The sequence below is a fragment of the Plantactinospora sp. WMMB334 genome, from assembly GCF_049179095.1.
Lineage (GTDB): Bacteria > Actinomycetota > Actinomycetes > Mycobacteriales > Micromonosporaceae > Plantactinospora.
The window spans coordinates 3360353-3375295 of the sequence record NZ_JBMHME010000002.1 but is presented as its reverse complement, the minus strand read 5'-3'; the positions used below and the strand labels follow the sequence as shown (position 1 = coordinate 3375295).

Annotated in this window: 14 protein-coding genes; 7 read left to right on the top strand and 7 right to left on the bottom strand. The window is 72.5% G+C overall.

Annotated features, from left to right (window positions below):
- Positions 1 to 62 precede the first annotated feature (62 nt).
- From ACN27G_RS14440 to ACN27G_RS14430, 3 genes are all read right to left on the bottom strand, one after another.
- The gene (locus ACN27G_RS14440; RefSeq protein ID WP_421493335.1) at positions 63 to 1643 is read right to left on the bottom strand and encodes a PstS family phosphate ABC transporter substrate-binding protein; all 1581 of its coding nucleotides are present in this window, start codon (positions 1641 to 1643) and stop codon (positions 63 to 65) included.
- Positions 1644 to 1776: 133 nt separating this feature from the next.
- Positions 1777 to 2001: a DUF397 domain-containing protein gene (locus ACN27G_RS14435; RefSeq protein ID WP_421493334.1), complete on the bottom strand. Its 225-nt coding sequence runs from the start codon at positions 1999 to 2001 to the stop codon at positions 1777 to 1779.
- Positions 2001 to 2867, bottom strand: coding sequence for a helix-turn-helix domain-containing protein (locus ACN27G_RS14430; RefSeq protein ID WP_421493333.1), 867 nt, complete (start codon positions 2865 to 2867; stop codon positions 2001 to 2003). Before ACN27G_RS14430 ends, ACN27G_RS14435 begins: the two co-directional genes overlap by 1 nt.
- 358 nt (positions 2868 to 3225) lie before the next feature.
- Between ACN27G_RS14430 and ACN27G_RS14425 the strand changes: the two genes are divergently transcribed.
- Together ACN27G_RS14425 and ACN27G_RS14420 are read left to right on the top strand one after the other, a co-directional pair.
- Entirely contained in the window at positions 3226 to 3600 is a 375-nt protein-coding gene (locus ACN27G_RS14425) for a hypothetical protein (RefSeq protein ID WP_421493332.1), read from the top strand.
- 93 nt (positions 3601 to 3693) lie between these two features.
- On the top strand, positions 3694 to 4455 hold the full coding sequence (locus ACN27G_RS14420) for a GH25 family lysozyme (protein ID WP_421493331.1): 762 nt from the start codon (positions 3694 to 3696) through the stop codon (positions 4453 to 4455).
- 434 nt (positions 4456 to 4889) lie between these two features.
- On the opposite strand, the gene ACN27G_RS14415 is transcribed toward ACN27G_RS14420, so the two are convergent.
- Positions 4890 to 5543, bottom strand: a complete 654-nt coding sequence (locus ACN27G_RS14415) for a TetR/AcrR family transcriptional regulator C-terminal domain-containing protein (RefSeq protein WP_421493330.1) — start codon at positions 5541 to 5543, stop codon at positions 4890 to 4892.
- A gap of 460 nt (positions 5544 to 6003) precedes the next feature.
- Between ACN27G_RS14415 and fabG the strand changes: the two genes are divergently transcribed.
- The 4 genes from fabG to ACN27G_RS14395 all read left to right on the top strand — a co-directional run bounded on the left by fabG (position 6004) and on the right by ACN27G_RS14395 (position 9956).
- Positions 6004 to 6762, top strand: a complete 759-nt coding sequence (fabG, locus tag ACN27G_RS14410) for a 3-oxoacyl-ACP reductase FabG (protein WP_421493329.1) — start codon at positions 6004 to 6006, stop codon at positions 6760 to 6762.
- 50 nt (positions 6763 to 6812) lie between these two features.
- On the top strand, positions 6813 to 7274 hold the full coding sequence (locus ACN27G_RS14405) for a MaoC family dehydratase (RefSeq protein WP_421493328.1): 462 nt from the start codon (positions 6813 to 6815) through the stop codon (positions 7272 to 7274).
- A 49-nt stretch (positions 7275 to 7323) separates the two neighbouring features.
- Positions 7324 to 8526 carry a low temperature requirement protein A gene (locus ACN27G_RS14400; RefSeq protein WP_421493327.1) on the top strand — a complete coding sequence of 401 codons (1203 nt, stop codon included), beginning with the start codon at positions 7324 to 7326 and terminating at the stop codon, positions 8524 to 8526.
- A 95-nt stretch (positions 8527 to 8621) separates the two neighbouring features.
- The gene (locus ACN27G_RS14395; RefSeq protein ID WP_421493326.1) at positions 8622 to 9956 is read left to right on the top strand and encodes a hypothetical protein; all 1335 of its coding nucleotides are present in this window, start codon (positions 8622 to 8624) and stop codon (positions 9954 to 9956) included.
- On the opposite strand, the gene ACN27G_RS14390 is transcribed toward ACN27G_RS14395, so the two are convergent.
- Genes ACN27G_RS14390 through ACN27G_RS14380 form a run of 3 tightly spaced genes read right to left on the bottom strand, consistent with a single transcriptional unit; the run spans position 9924 to position 13634 of the window.
- On the bottom strand, positions 9924 to 12203 hold the full coding sequence (locus ACN27G_RS14390) for a xanthine dehydrogenase family protein molybdopterin-binding subunit (protein WP_421493325.1): 2280 nt from the start codon (positions 12201 to 12203) through the stop codon (positions 9924 to 9926). The genes ACN27G_RS14395 and ACN27G_RS14390 overlap by 33 nt on opposite strands.
- Position 12204: 1 nt before the next feature.
- Positions 12205 to 13176 (bottom strand): FAD binding domain-containing protein, encoded by a 972-nt coding sequence (locus tag ACN27G_RS14385; RefSeq protein ID WP_421493324.1) that lies wholly within the window; start codon positions 13174 to 13176, stop codon positions 12205 to 12207.
- Entirely contained in the window at positions 13173 to 13634 is a 462-nt protein-coding gene (locus ACN27G_RS14380) for a (2Fe-2S)-binding protein (RefSeq protein WP_421497322.1), read from the bottom strand. The genes ACN27G_RS14385 and ACN27G_RS14380 overlap by 4 nt, the downstream gene beginning before the upstream one ends.
- A gap of 428 nt (positions 13635 to 14062) precedes the next feature.
- On the opposite strand from ACN27G_RS14380, the gene ACN27G_RS14375 reads away from it, so the two are divergent.
- Positions 14063 to 14872, top strand: a complete 810-nt coding sequence (locus ACN27G_RS14375) for a hypothetical protein (RefSeq protein ID WP_421493323.1) — start codon at positions 14063 to 14065, stop codon at positions 14870 to 14872.
- Positions 14873 to 14943: the final 71 nt, after the last annotated feature.

The window sequence follows — 14943 nt, the reverse complement described above, 5'->3', positions numbered from 1 at the left end:
TGGTGGCCGGCGCGCTCTGGTATGCGATGCGGCGCCGCTGACCGACCGGGCGAGGGCTCGGCTCAGCTCCGCTCCCGGCACAGCTCCCGGTAGGTGGCGGAGTCGCACGGCGGATATCCGGCCTGGTCGAGGAGCCTGGCCGGCGTGGTGCCGGCGGCCGGGACGTCGTCGCTGAGGTACGTGACGAACTGCGCCGCCAACGACCGCGCCTCGGCGGGGACACTGCGGTAGTAGGCGTACTCGACGGTCCAGAACGGATACCGTCGCAGGACCTCCGGGTCGGCGCTCGGGCTGAGCCCGTCCAGCCGCACCTCGAGGACGTTGTCGTCCGCGTTACGGGCCTGCGGGGTGTCGGCGTACCCGATCGCTCCCTCGACCTCGGCGACCCGCTTCAGCAGGTCGCCGGTGGTGGTCATCTCGCAGAGGTACGGGTGCGCGGCGCCGGCCGGCGGGACGCAGTTCGGCGCGGTCAGTGCGGGCTGCGGTCGTGGGACGTCACCGTCGCCCAGCACGTACCGCTCGAAGGCGCCCCGGCTGCCGGACCGGCTGGTCCGGGTGACGAGGACGATCGCGGTGTCGGCGTAGTCGGGGTCGATCTCCCGCCAGTTGCGGTGTTCACCGGCGAAGATGCTCCGGATCTGGTCCCGGGAGAGCGTGACCGGCCCGGTCGCACCGCCCCGCACCGCCGCGTTGACCACGACGCTGAACGGCACGATCGCCACCGCCCGCTCGCGGAGTCCGTTCCGCTGTTCCTCGCCGAGCCGCCCGTCGTGCAGGGCGACGTCCGGCGAGCCGGGCCGGCCGACCCGCCGTATCCCGTCGCCGCTGTCCACGAAGTCCGCCTTCAGCCGCGCACCGGCCTCCGCGCAGAAGGTGTTGTACGCGTCGATCGCCGGGATCGCGGCGCTGCGGAAGGCGCTCGACCCGACCACCTCGGCGGTGCCCTCGACGCAGGTCGGGTCCCCCGGCCTGGTCGGGCGCAGGTCGGCGGTCTGGGCCAGGATCACCATGATCAGTGCCCCGGCGGCCAGCGAGGCGACCCCGGCGGTGCCGATCCGCCACCGCCAGATCCGGCTCCGCTGGTCCTGCACCCGGGCGTTGACGATGTCGCCGCCCCGGAGCAGGCCACCGACCTTGACGGTGCCGTCGTCCGGGTGGCCGGAGAGCAGGACCAGCAGCTTGAAGCGGTATTTCGCGTTGAAGTGGGCGCGGGGGAGGAGCAGACTCGTCCCCTCCGGGCCGACCTCGGGGACGAAGACCTCCTCCAGGTCCGCCGGGTGCCCGTCCGTGACGTCGATGAGCTGGACCCTGCGGCGGCCGAAGCTGATGTGTATCGGACGCTGGTAGTCGAATTCCCTGATGTCCCGGCTACCGGCGTTGGTGATCCGGATGACGGCCATCGAGGGCTCCTCGATGACCGTGCCGTCCTCCCGGTCGCGCAGCTCGATCAGGCGTCCGGTCTCCGGCGGGCCGAGCGGGGAATTGAACAGGACGTTGTAGGACACCGCCTTCCGTCTCGCCCGGCGGTCGCGTGCCTCCTTGTAGAGGCCCCAACCGACACTGGCCGCCAGAAGCAATATCAGACTCAGCGCCGAGCCCTGGCCCAGCAGGGCTTCCAGCGCCGCATCCCTGACCCCGGTCATCCGTGCAGGACCCTTTCCGCCGGCCTGGTGGCGAATCCACACTGGTCGAGCAGGCCATTGTCAGGCTATGCGTGCACGTCCACTGTGAACGGAGCGGGGATGTCTGCTGAATTCGAGGTGACGCGGGCCCTCGTCAGGCGGTCGGCGGGAAGTCGAACTCGCCGTCCCTGGCGCCGGCCAGGAAGGCGTCCCACTCCTCGCGGGTGTAGACGATCACCGCCGCCTGCGGGGCCTTGCTGTGCCGGACGGCGATCCGGCCGGAGCCGTCCAGCACCGGGCCGGCCTCCACACAGCTTCCGCCGTTGCTCGCGCTCTTCGTGCTGATGTGCCAGGCAACCGCCGGCAGGGACTCGTGCATCACAGCTCCTCCGTGATCGTCGTGATCAGCCTCGCCGACCCGGCCGGGTCGACCGCCATCTGCTGCAATCGAGCGTACGCCTCCGCGTAGCGCTTCGACTTCGGCGCTTCCATGAAGAGCCGGCCGCCGAGCGTTTCGGCGTAGGCCACCTCGGGATAGGGCTTCGGCATCTTGAAGAGCCAGAACGAGCCGTCGAGGCCGGGGTGCAGGCCGACGGTGGCGGGCAGCACCCGGACGGTCACGTTGGGCCGGCGGAGCAACTCGCCGAGATGCTTCAGCTGGCCGCGCATCAGCGCCGGGCCGCCGACCGGGCGGCGCAGCACGCTCTCGTCCAGCACCGCCGAGACGGTCACCCCGAACTCCGGCTCCAGGACCCGCTGCCGGTCCAACCGCAACTGCATCCACTTGCCCACGGAAAAGGGGGTGGCACGGGCTCCCTCGGCGTTGCGGATCACCGCCTCGGCGTACTCCGGGGTCTGCATCAGACCCGGCATCAACATCGCGTCGAACGAGCAGATCTGCTCGGCCCGGGTCTCCAGCCACGGAAAGTCGATGAAGGACGAGTCGACGATCTCGGCGTAGTCGTCGTCCCACCGGTCGGTCCGCCAGGCGTCCTCGGCGAGCCGGAGAAAATGCGCCCGGGTACGCGGATCGTGCTCGCCGTAGAGGTCGAGCAGCGAGACGACGACGTCGCGCCGGAACGGCCACTCGGCCCGTTCCCAGCGGGCCACCGAGGAGAAGTCCCGTTCGAGGAACTCGGCGGCCCGCTTCAACGTGAAGCCGCGCCGCTCACGCAACTGGCGCATCTGCTGCCCGAGCCACTGGGCGCGCAGGGTCTGCACGAAGGACTCGCTTTTCGCCGGCATGATCCACCTTTCGGACGCGGTCGGCCGCAGCCGGGAATTGGTGTCTCTTGCACCAAGCCCGGAGCCGCTGGAAACGTGACTCGACACCGGCTCCGAACTGACGTGCCGAAATACCTATCACGGAAGGGTGTGCTGCCGCGACCCCGCACATTACTCAACCGATCGTCCGCCCCACTCCGGACAGCCCTGGTGCCGTACCCGCCGAACGAGGCTGCGGTGCCAGGGCGGGGCGATCCGGCCCGACTCGGCAAACGGGCCGGGTCGCCCCTTCCAGCACGCGCTCGTTCGCGCATCCACCACCGGGCCGATCTCCGCGAGTCTTCCACGAGAGGAATGTGACGTGAGCCGAGTACGCCGATTGCGAACCACAATAGGAAATCCCGTCCCCCGGTGGCGGCGGACGCCGCCGAACCAGATCGCGGCGCGGGTCTTCGCCCCACTTCCCGGTGCGGCCGTGGCGGCGCCGGTCGGGCGGGACGCGCCGGCTCCCCGGTACGTCATCCATCTCCCGGCGACCAGCGCCGATCTGGCCGGGGCGGTCGATCTGGCGTACGCGCTGGTCCGGTCGCTCGGCTTCCTGTCCGAGATCGACGGCGGCCAGACGACGGTCTCCCTGGAGGACGCTCCGCAGGTGCGGCACCGGGTCTGCTGCGACCGGTTGCTCCCCGGTGCGGGTCGCTGTCGCCTGCGGGCCGGTCATGCCGAGCCCTGCACCGCCGAGCCATCCGACTGATCCCGGAAATTAACTACACAGACCCTTGTGATCATAGGTAAAAATCTCCAACCATGTGTGTCGATACCCTCCAACCCCCCATCGGGAGGATCGATGCGTACCACCGCATCCCGGACCCGGGTCCGGACCTGGCGCTCTCCGCGGCGCCTGCTCAGCTCCATGCTCGCCGTCGCCACCCTGGTCGGGGCCGCGCTCGCGGCCACCGCCGGTCCCGCCCAGGCGGCCACCACCCCCGGCATCGACGTGTCGCACTACCAGGGCGCGATCAACTGGACCAGCGTGCGCAACGCCGGCATCCAGTGGGCCTACATCAAGGCCACCGAGGGGACGACCTTCAAGGACTCGCGGTTCAACACCAACTACCCGGCCGCGCACGGTGCCGGGGTGATCCGCGGCGCCTACCACTTCGCCCGCCCGGCCGCCTCCAGCGGCGCCGCCCAGGCCAACTACTTCGCCAGCAACGGCGGCGCCTGGTCGGCCGACAACCTGACCCTGCCCGGCGCGCTCGACCTGGAGGCGGGCTGCCACGGCCTCTCCCAGAGCGGCATGGTCGCCTGGATCCGCGACTTCCTCAACACCTACCGGTCGCGCACCGGCCGGCACGCCGTCATCTACACCACGACGAGCTGGTGGACCAGCTGCACCGGCAACTACTCCGGCTTCGCCAGCACCAGTCCGCTCTGGATCGCCCGCTGGGCGAGCGCGCCGGGCGCCCTCCCCGCCGGCTGGGGTGTCTACACGATGTGGCAGTACACCTCGACCGGCAGCGTGTCGGGGATCTCCGGCGCGGTGGACCGGGACTGGTTCAACGGCACCCGGGCCCGGCTGCTGGCACTGGCCAACAACACCGCCTGAGGAGGCGGACGACCGGGGTCCCCGGCGGCGGCAGCGCGCCGGCCACCCGCACGGGGACCCCGGTCAGCCATCCGGCAGTGGCGGCAGCGGGCCGGCCACCCGCACGGGGATCCCGGTCAGGGATCTTGCAGTGGCGGCAGCGGGCCGGCCACCCGCACGGGGATCCCGGTCAGCCATCCGGCAGTGGCGGCAGCGGGCTGGCCACCCGCACGGGGATCCCGGTCAGGGATCTTGCAGTGGCGGCAGCGGGCCGACCACCCGCACGGGGATCCCGGTCAGCCATCCGGCAGTGGCGGCAGCGGGCCGGCCACCCGCACGGGGATCCCGGTCAGGGATCTTGCAGTGGCGGCAGCGGGCCGGCCACCCGCACGGGGATCCCGGTCAGCCATCCGGCAGTGGCGGCAGCGGGCCGGCCACCCGCACGGGGATCCCGGTCAGGGATCTTGCAGTGGCGGCAGCGGGCCGACGATCCGCTCGTAGGTGCCGGCCAGCCCGTCGATCAGGGCGTCCAGGCCGAGCGCGAAGGCACCCTCGTCGACGCTGCGCCGATGCTCGGCGAGCCGGTGCGCCTGGTCGAGGTGGGGATAGCCGTCGGCGTACACCTGCGGGTCCTCGACGAACCCCCGGGCGAACGAGCCGAGCGCGGAACCGGTCACGAAATAGCGCATCAGCGCTCCGATGTGGGTTGCTCGGGCCGGCGGCCAGCCGGCCTTCACCAGACCGCCGTAGACGGCGTCCGCCATCGCCAGTGCCGCCGGCCGGCGCCCCGGCCCCTGGGCGAGGTACGGCACGATGTTCGCGTGCGCGGCCAGGGCCTGCCGGTAGGAGTGCCCCCAGAGCCGCAGCGCGTCCCGCCAGTCGTGGCTGGCGAAGTACGAGACGTCGACCTCGGCCGTGATGGCGTCGGCCACCGCGTCGAGGATCTCGTCCTTGGTGGCGAAGTGGTTGTAGAGCGACGGGCCGCGCACCCCGAGCACGGTCGCCAGCCGGCGCGTGGAGAGCGCCGCCAGCCCTTCGGCGTCGACGAGCGCGGTGGCGGCGTCGATGATCCGCTGCCGGTTCAGCAGTGGCTGGCGAGGTCGAGGCATGCTCCTCCGCTCGCCCTCCCTCCCGGCTACCGCTGCCGCTTCCGCCTCGGCGTCGACGCCGCCTCAGCGTCGCGTCGTGTCAGCGTCGCGTCGTGTCAGTGTCGCGTCGCGTCGCGTCGGTCGTGTCAGCGTCGCGTCGCCATCAGCGTCGCGTCGACGCTGCGTTGGCTCAGTGTCGCTGCAGCCCTGCCTCGCCGCGACCCCTCGGCTGCCGTCTGTCTCCGCCTCGCTGCGACCCCTTCGGCTGCCACCCGTCTTCGCCCCGCTGTGGTTTGCGCGACGGGCGGCCGGATGCCGTCCCCATCCCCGGCCGCAGAGTGGCGCGCAAAAACTTCCGGCGCTAGTTTAGCGGGCACCGGCCAGCCCAGGCTGCCAGCCGGAGTTTGTTAAGCGGGGGCCCTTCCTCTACAAAAAGCGATAAGCGGGGGCCCTTCCTTTCATCGAGAGCGAGGAGTGGGACGTGGGGAGATTCGCCGACCGGGTCGCCGTCGTCACCGGGGCGGCCCAGGGGATCGGGGCGGCGACCGCGCGGCGGCTGGCCGCGGAGGGGGCGACGGTGGCCGTCGTCGACCTGGCGGTGGAGCGGGCGCGGCAGGCCGCCGAGGAGATCGTCGGGGCCGGTGGGCGGGCCACCGGGTACGGCTGCGACGTCACCGACGGGGCGGCGGTGTCGGCCACCTTCGAGGAGGTCGTCGGCGCACACGGGCGGCTCGACGTGCTGGTGAACAACGCCGGGATCACCCGGGACAACCTGCTGTTCAAGATGCCGGCCGACGAGTGGGACGCGGTCATCACCACCAATTTGACCAGTATGTTCCACTGCTGCCAGGCGGCGCAGCGGCACATGGTCCCGGCGAGGTACGGCAGGATCGTCAACCTGAGCAGCCGTTCGGCTCTGGGTAACCGGGGGCAGGTCAACTACGCGGCGGCAAAGGCCGGGGTGCAGGGGCTGACCGCCACCCTGGCGATCGAGCTCGGCCCGTTCAACATCACCGTCAACGCGGTCGCGCCCGGCTACATCGCCACCGCGATGACCGCCGCCACCGCCGAGCGGGTCGGCGCCAGCCCCGAGGAGCACCAGAGACACGTCGCCGAGCAGACGCCGCTGCGCCGGGTCGGCCAGCCCGAGGAGATCGCCGCGGTGATCGCCTTCCTGGCCAGCGACGACGCCTCCTACGTCAGCGGCCAGACGCTCTACGTCAACGGCGGGGCACGCTAGATGAGCACTCCGCCTGCCGGCGCCGCCCAGGATTTCTGGCGGGTCACGGCATGAGGGCCTACGCCTCGCTCACCGAGCTTGCCGGGGCGGTCGGCGAGCGGCTGGGCCCAGGCCCGTGGCACCGGATCGAGCAGGACCGGGTCGACGCGTTCGCCGACGCGACAGGTGACCACCAGTGGATACACGTCGACCCGGAGCGCGCCGCCACCGGACCGTACGGCGGCACCGTGGCGCACGGCTTCCTCACCGTCTCGCTGTTGCCGGTGTTGATGCGCGATCTCTACCGGGTCGAGGGGATCCGGATGGTGATCAACTATGGGCTGAACCGGGTCCGGTTTCCCGCACCGCTGCACACCGGGGACGCGGTCCGGCTCAGCGCCGAACTCCTCCAGGTGGAGCCGGTGCCCGGCGGCGCGCAGGTCGTGATCCGGGGCACCGTCGAACCGGAACGGGGCGGCAAGCCGTGCTGCGTCGCCGAGACCGTCAGCCGGCTCTACGCGCCTGTCGGGTAGTTCCGGCGAACGGCGGTCCAATCGCCGGCACTGCCGGTAGCCTACGTCGGTGCCGGACAGGAGCACTCGCCGACGTCTCGTGGTGACCCAGAGCTACGAAGAGACCCGGCGCACCACGTGGCTCGAATTCTTCTTCGACCTGGTGTTCATCGTCGTTGTCTTTCGACTCGGTCAGGTGCTGCTCGACGACTCCTCGATGCACGGTGTGCTGGTCTTCGCCGGGCTGATGGCCGTCATGTGGTGGCTGTGGTTGTCCTTCACCTACCTCGGCGATCTGTTCGACAACGACCGTCCACCGAGCCGCCTCGTCCAGTTGCTCGCGATGCTCGGCGTGCTGTCCCTCTCGGCCATCCTGGAAGGCGGCCTGGGACACCCGGACAGGTTCGCGCTGATCTACGGACTGTTGTTGACGATGCTCGCCCTGCTCTATGCCGCGGCGGGGTGGATCGACACCGACATCCGGGTCTTCTGCTGGTGGTTCAGTTGCGGCTTCCTGGCCGGCGCCCTTCTCTGGTTCGGCTCGCTCCTGGTGCCGGACCCGGTCCGATACCTGTTCTGGGCGGCGGCGTTGGTGCTGAACGCCGCCGCCGCGCCGCTGGCGTACGTCCGGGCGCCGCAGGTGCCGGCCCAGCAGTCGCACCTGCCGGAGCGGTTCGGGTTCTTCACCATCGTGGTGCTCGGCGACGCGATCCTGGCGGTCGCCAATGGGATCGCCACCACCGGCTGGAACCCGGGCGCGGTCACGATCGGCCTCGCCGGCTTCGTCGTCGCCGGTGGCATCTGGTGGCTGTATTTTCTCCTCATATTCGATCGTGAGGCGGCCAACCGGGTGCTGCGAGCCGACCGGCGGCGGCTACTCACGAGCTTTCTGTACTCATATGGCCATCTGCCGCTGCACACGGCGATCGTGGTCGCCGGGGTCGGTGTCGAGCTGGCGGCGCGGGAGTCGGCCGGGCAGCCGCAGGCGGCCGCCGACCCTCTCCTGGGTGGAAGCCAGATCGCTCTGGGCGTCGGCTTTCTTCTCGTGTCCCGCGGGATCGGGCGCAGGCCCACCCTCCCCGCCGTCGTCGCCCAGGTTGCCCTGGTGGCGTCGGGACTCCTGATCGCCCTGGGTGGTTTCCCGCCCCGGGCGATGGTGATCCTCTTCGCGGCCGGCTGCGTCGTGCTGGTGGTGGCTGTGGAACTCACCCGCCTTCGCCGGCCGGTCCCGGCCGCCGACGCCGACGCCGACGGTAACCGTCAGGGCGTGTAGCGGCCGCCACCCGGAACGGGGAGGGTCGGGCAACGCGGCCGGCCCGGTCGGGCAGTCGACGGTCCCATGTTGACAGACGATCTAACCTCGGCAGGGTGTGCGGAGAGGGCACCACGGCGAGCCGGACGGTGCTGCGTTGGTCGTACGCCTTTCTCGCCGTCGTGGTTACCGCCGCCGGGGTCTCCGGCGGTGTCCGGCTGATCGTGCCCGCCGTCGCCGGTCCGACGGCCGACCCGCCGGGGGTACGCCGCCAGCTCGCCTTCCTCCGTGCGCAGCTCGACGACGGCGCCGGCACGGCCGCGCAGCAGCTCTTCCCCGAAGGTTACTTCTTCCTGCACGCTCTCTACGGCCTGAGCTGGGTCGATCTCGGCCGGCGAGCAGCCGAGGAGGACCGGGGGACCGCCCTGCGGGAGGCCCGTTGGGCGCTCGACCGGCTCGACTCCCCGGTTGGCCGGGAACCGTTCAGTCCCGAGCTCGCCCCGTCATACGGCGTCTTCTACCGGGGCTGGACGAACTGGTTGCGCGGCGGCGTGCTCAGCCTGCAGACGGCCCGGTCACGGGATCCGGTCGAGCTGACCCGGTTCGCCGAGGACGCCGCCGCCCTGGCTGCCGCGTTCGACGCGGCCGAATCGCCCTACCTGCCGGCGTACCCCGGCCAGGCGTGGCCGGTGGACTCGACCGTGGCGATCGCGTCGCTGCGGCTGCACGACACGCTGCTGCCCGCCCGCTTCGGCGGCACGGTCGAGCGGTGGCTGTCCGGGGTACGCCAGCGGCTCGACCCGGAGACCGGGCTGCTGCCGCACCGGGTCGACCCGGCGAGCGGAGCACCGGCCGAAGGGGCGCGGGGCAGCTCGCAGAGCATGATCCTGCGGTTTCTGGTCGACATCGATCCGGCCTTCGCCCGCGCGCAGTATCTCGGCTTCCGGGAGCGGTTCGTGGCCACACCGCTCGGGCTCGGTCCCGCCGTCCGGGAATACCCGGCCGGCACGTCCGGCCAGGGGGATGTCGACTCCGGCCCGCTGCTGCTCGGGATCAGCCTCTCGGCGACCGTGGTGACGCTCGGCGCGGCCCAGGTGCAGGGGGATGCCGCACTCGCCGGAGCGCTGGCGAACTACGGCGAGCTGGCCGGTGTGCCGGTGACAACCCCGTGGAGCAAGCGGTACGCCTTCGGCGCCATGCCGATCGGCGACGCTTTCCTCGCGTGGTCGAAGGCGGCCCGTCCGTGGGTGGCGGAACAGGTAGCCGAGCAGTCGCCGTCCATCTCCCGGTGGTGGCGGATGCCGCTGCTCTGCCTGTTGGCGCTGCTCGGCGCCGCCCCCTGGCTGCCTGCCCTGCGCGCCCGGCGCCGGCACCGGCCGGGCGCGGGGCCGGTGCCGGGCGCCGATCCGGTTCCGCCCTCAGCCGAGCAGCTTCTCCAGGGTGATCGGTAGCTCGCGGACGCGCCGCCCGGTGGCGTTGTAGACGGCGTTGCCGATCGCCGCCGCGACGCCGACCGTGCCGAGCTCGCCGATTCCCCGGGCACCGAGCGGGTTGAACAGCAGGTCGGGCTCGTTGAGGAAGTGCACGTCGACCGGGGGGACGTCGGCGTTGACCGGCAGCAGGTAGTCGGCGAAGGTGCCGTTGGCGATCCGCCCGCTCTCCGGCTCGACCACGGCGCCCTCCAGCAGCGCGTGGCCGATGCCGAAGACGACGGCGCCGATGATCTGGCTGCGGGCGGTCTTGGCGTTGATGATCGTGCCGCCGTCGACGACGGTGGTGATCCGGGAGAGCCGGGGCTCCCCGGTCCAGCGGTTGACCCGTACCTCGCAGAAGTGGGCGCCGAACGAGGTGAAGGCGTGCTGCCCGTGCTCCGGGCCGGGCGCGGCGCTGCCGGTCGCCTCGACGCCCTCCGTGCCGACCGCGCGGAGCAGGTCGGGGAAGGCGACCCGCCGGTCGGGGGTGACCAGCTCACCGCGCTCGTAGCGGACGTCGGCGGCCGGTACGCCGTACAGCGGTGAGCGCTCGTCCGTCACCGCCAGCGTGATCAGCTCGGTGGTCGCGGCCTCGGCGGCGGCCGTCACCGCCGGCCCGGTGCTCGCGGTGGAGGCCGAGCCGAAGGAGCCGATGTTGGCGGCCAGGGTGGAGTCGCCGAGGTCGCTGCGGATCCGGCCGACCGGCAGGCCCAGCGCCTCCGCGCCGAGCACCGCCAGCACGGTCCACATCCCGGTGCCGAGGTCGGCGGTGGCGCTGGAGACGGTGACGTCGCCGTCGGCCCGGAACCGCACCTGCACCGAGGCCGGGAAGCGTTCGCCGGGATAGTTGGCGGTCGCCATCCCCATCCCGACCAGCCACTCGCCGCGTACGACGGCACCGGGCACCGGGTTGCGGCGGGCCCAGCCGAACCGCTCCGCGCCGACCCGGTAGCACCGGTCCAGGTGCTTGCTCGACCACGGCACGTTCCGGCCCGGATAGACCGTGGCGTCGTTGCGCATCCGCAGCTCGACCGGGTCCATCCGCAGCTCGGTGGCGAGTTCGTCGAGCGCGCTCTCCAGGGCGAACGACCCGGACTCCTGGCCGGGTGCCCGCATCCAGGTCGGCGGCGGCACGTCCAGCGTGACGATCTTCTGGTCGAGGTGCAGGTTCTCGGTCCGGTAGAGATACCGCGAGGTCGTGTGCGCCGAGCTCTCGAAGATGCCGCCCGAGGCGGACTGGCTCGACCAGACCTGGTGCTTGACCGCGACCAGGGTGCCGTCCCGGCGGGCGCCGAGGGTGACCGTCTGGCGTACCGCCGAGCGGTTGCCGGTGACCGTGAAGGTCTGCTCGCGGGTCAGCACCACCTTGACCGGCCGGCCCAGCGCCCGCGCCGCCGCCGCGGCGAGCAGCGGATGCGCCCAGGTGGCGACCTTGTTGCCGAAGCCGCCGCCGACGTGCGGGCTGACCACCCGGACCTGCGCCGCGTCGACCCCGAGCGCCGCCGCCATCGCGCCCACCGTCAGCGACGCGCTCTGCGTGCCGGTGTGCAGCGTGAGCGCCCCGTCCCGCCAGGCGGCCACGCAGGCGTGCGGCTCCATGGCGCTGTGGTGCTTGCCCGGCTGCCCGTAGCTGCCGGAGACGGTCACCTCGCTCGCCGCCAACGCCTCGTCGATCGAGCCGACCCCGTCGGCCAGGAACTCCAGCCGCGCCGGCTCGCCGATGATCGGGCCCGGGTCGGTGGCCCCGGGGATGCCGTCCGGGAAGGAGACCGCCGCCGGGCGTACCTCGTAGTCGGCCCGGACCCGCGCGGCGGCGTCCCGGGCCTGCTCGAACGTCTCCGCCACGACCAGCCCGATCGCCTGGCCGTGGTGGTGCACCTCCGCGTCCTGCAACGGCAGCCAGCTGTGCCCGATGCTGAACGGGGTGCCGGAGCCGAGCAGTTCCAGCGGGCGGAACGGCGTGTAGACGGCGAGCACGCCGGGGCTGGCCTCGGCGGCGGTGACGTCGAGCGCCCGGAGGGTGCCCCGGGCGATCGTGCTGAGCAGTAGGTAGCCGTGCGCGAGCCCCTCGACCGGCTGGTCGGCGGCGTACCGGGCGGCGCCGGTGACCTTGAGCCGGCCGTCGACCCGGTTGACCGAGACCGTGCGTGCGGTGGCGTCGACCGTCCGTGTGGTGGCGTCGACCGTCCGTGTGGTGGCGTCGACCGTCCGTGTGGTGGCGTCCATCTCAACCCGCCAGGTTCGTCAGGGCGCGCACGATGGTGCGCCGGACCAGCGTCGTCTTGAACAGGTTGTGCGTCAGCGGCCGGGCGCCGTCGACCGCCCGTTCGGCCGCCGCCTCGAAGACCTCCGGCCGGGCCGGCCGGCCGCGCAGCGCCTCCTCCACCGCCGGTAGCCGCCAGGGCCGGGTGCCGACGCCGCCGACCGCCACCCGTACGTCCCGGATCGTGCCGTCGCGCAGGTCGAGCGCGACCGCCGCCGAGGCGAGGGCGAACTCGTATGACTGCCGGTCCCGGATCTTCAGGTACGCCGACCGGGCCGCCCAGGGCAGCGCCGGCACAGTGACCCGGGTGACCAGTTCACCCGGGCGCAGGTCGTGCTCGCGTTCCGGGGTGTCGCCGGGCAGCAGGTAGAAGTCGGCGAGCCGGACCTCCCGGCTCCCGCCCCGGCCGGTCAGCCCGACCCGGGCGTCCAGCGCGACCAGGGCCACCGCCAGGTCGCTGGGGTGGGTGGCGACGCAGGCGTCGCTGGTGCCGAGGATGGCGTGGCCCCGGTTCTCGCCGTGCACCGCCGGGCAGCCGGAGCCGGGCTCACGCTTGTTGCAGCCGGTGCCGGTGTCCCGGAAGTATCCGCAGCGGACCCGTTGCAGCAGGTTGCCGCCGATGCTCGCCATGTTGCGCAGTTGCGGCGACGCGCTGCGCAGCAGGGCCTCGGCGATCACCGGATAGCCCGTGGCGACCAGCGGGTGCCGGGCGACGTCGCTCATCCGCTCCAGCGCCCCGATCTGCAGCCCGGTCCGGTCGGCGGAGACGCCGCGCAACGGCAGCCGGTTGATGTCCAGCACCCGGCGCGGCGTCATCACCTCCAGCTTCATCAGGTCCACCAGCGTCGTCCCGCCGGCCAGGTACGCCGTGCCGGCGCCGCCGCCGGCCAGGGCCTGCGACACGCTCTGCGGGGCGGCGTAGTCGAAGGGCCTCATCGCGCGGCCCCGCCGCGCCGGGCCGTCCGGACGGCGGCCACGATGTTCTCGTACGCCCCGCAGCGGCAGATGTTGCCGGACATCTGCTCCCGGATCTCGTCGTCCGAGCCGGTGCGCCCCTCCTGGAGGAGCGCCACCGCCGACATGATCTGGCCGGAGGTGCAGAATCCGCACTGGAAGGCGTCGCAGTCGAGGAATGCCTGCTGCACCGGGTGCAGCCGGTCGCCGTCGGCGAGCCCCTCCACGGTGCCGACCCGGCGACCGGCGGCGGATGCCACCAGGGTCAGGCAGGAGAGCACCCGCCGCCCGTCCACGTGCACGGTGCAGGCGCCGCACTGTCCCCGGTCGCAGCCCTTCTTGGTGCCGGTCAGGCCGAGCCGCTCGCGCAGGGCGTCCAGCAGGGTCACCCGGGAGTCGACCAGCAGCCGTTCGGTGCGGCCGTTGACCACCAGCCCGATCTCGACGTGTCCCGCGCCGAGCGCCTCGGGTGCCGGTGCCGCTGTCGCCGGCCCGGCCACTCCGGTGTCGGTCGCCGTGCCGGCCACCGTGCCGACGGCGAGTCCGGCGGAGGCGGCCGCGCTCCCGCGCAGCACCCCGCGCCGGGACACCCCGGGCGGTGGATGGTCGACGGGGGGCGCGTCCGATCCGGATCCACTACTCATGACAGACCTCCGCCAGGTGCCGCCGGCGGCTGCGGGCGCGTACGGGTACGCGTGGTGCGGCGTACGGGTACGCGTGGTGCGGGTGGGGCACCGGGGCGCGGCCGGGTTCCCCAGTAAACCAAAGAAGATCTTCGATGTCGACTGTCGGTGTCGTTCTGGTGCCGAATGCGTCACGGGTCGGGTCCACTGGCGCCATCCATCGATATCTGTCATGCTCTTGCGCCATGGCTCGCCTGACGAAGCGGTACCCCCTGATCCTGCTCACCGCCGCTGCGGTGCTCGCGAGCGGCGGTGCCGCGCAGGCCGGCGCCGGCCCGGCCGGGCACGGCGGCGCGGGACACGGCGGCGCGTGCGGGCCGCGCACCCTGCTGTTCTGCGAGGACTTCGAGCGGCTGCCCACCGGCGGTGCCGCCTCGCTGGCCTGGGGCATCGACACCGAGCACGGGACCCTGACCGTCGAGCGGCACCGGCACGACAAGGTGCTGCGGGTGCACACCGAGGGGAACGGCCGGGCCTTCCTCAAGGTGGACGACTTCGCCGCACCGGGCAACAGCTTCTACGGCCGGATGCGGTTGCGGGTGGACGCCTTCCCGACCGCCCCCGACTGGGCACACTTCACCCTGGTCGAGGCGACCGGCCCGGGCAGCGCCGAGATCGTCCGGCCGATCGGCGGCCAGTGGGCACCACCGCTGGGCGGGTCGTACTGGGGGGTCGGCGCCGACGGCGGACCGACCGGCGACTGGACCGACTGGCGCGAGTCCGCGCCCACCGTCGAGGACCGCTGGCAGTGCTTCGAGTGGCAGTGGGACGCGACCGACAACCGGATCGCGGTCTGGATCGACGGCGTCGCCCAGCCGGAGATGACGGTCACCACCACCGAGCACGGCGGCAACCCGGTCGACTTCGTGCTGCCCCGCGCCGAGACGGTCAAGATCGGCTGGCAGCTCTACCAGGGCGGCCCGACCCCCGACCACTTCGACCTCTGGCTCGACGACATCGCCCTCGGCCCCGACCGGGTCGGCTGCGCCCGCTGATCCGCCCCGCCGGCCGACGAACCGACCGGCCCACGCCCGACCGGCCACGCCCGACCGGCCCACGCCCGACC